Consider the following 921-nt stretch of genomic DNA (forward strand, 5'->3'; position numbering starts at 1 on the left):
AGGTCTCTGGCTTATTGACTATGCAAACGCAATAACCATTGAGTCTGATGACGAATTTGGAGAATTAGATGATGTTTCTATCATGGGAGACACTCTCATGGTTACCAACAAGGACACCATCACCCTTACCAGGGATAGCACAGACAAAATTCTTAATAACGTGTCCTTCAAGACAGCTGACACCAGCTCCGATGTGCTCAGGTTCTATCTCATGCTGGAAGTCAAAGAGCCCGGTGTCCATGTGATCGGGGGAGCAGCCTCCTTCGGTGCAGGTAACTTCACCTGGGATGCATCTAACTTTGCAGGCTTCTTCTACGATATTGATGACAATGTCGAAACAGAATCACTCAGTGTCTCCAACATTGACGGAAACGTGATTCCTGAAGGCGACCTTGTTTATGAGACAAGCATTGAGAACGTTGCCTACGAATACGATAATGCAGCAGATGGCTGGAACCAGTACCCTGTTATCGGATTCTTCGCACAGAAGTATGTCCCGCTTAAACCCGAAAAAGCCGACAAACTTTCAAAGCTCGTCCTTGACAGTGATGACAAGTACACCATCAGAACCGGCGAACTCCTCGACCTCGGCGAAGGCTATGCTATCGAAGCCAGGCAGGTCGATGTTGACGGTAAGAAAGTCTGGCTCGAATTCACCAAAGACGGAGAATTCGTAGATGACGAAATCATCTCAGTCGATACCGGCGACAACACCTGGGACGTCGAACTTGATGACATCCAGGACGAAGACGATGTTGTTGTCCTGAGAGTGCATGTCAACCAGGTCTTCCAGGGTGCAGTCGACAGCATTGCCCAGATTGAAGGTCTCTGGCTTATTGACTATGCAAACGCAATAACCATTGAGTCTGATGACGAATTTGGAGAATTAGATGATGTTTCTATCATGGGAGACACTCTCAT

General features: G+C 47.2%; 1 protein-coding gene. It reads left to right on the plus strand.

Annotated elements, in window-relative coordinates:
- Positions 1-921, plus strand: a 921-nt coding sequence (locus EO95_RS05800) for an S-layer protein domain-containing protein (protein WP_048133103.1), incomplete at both ends; no start/stop codon positions are given.

It is taken from the genome of Methanosarcina sp. 1.H.T.1A.1, assembly GCF_000979295.1.
Taxonomy (GTDB): Archaea; Halobacteriota; Methanosarcinia; order Methanosarcinales; family Methanosarcinaceae; genus Methanosarcina.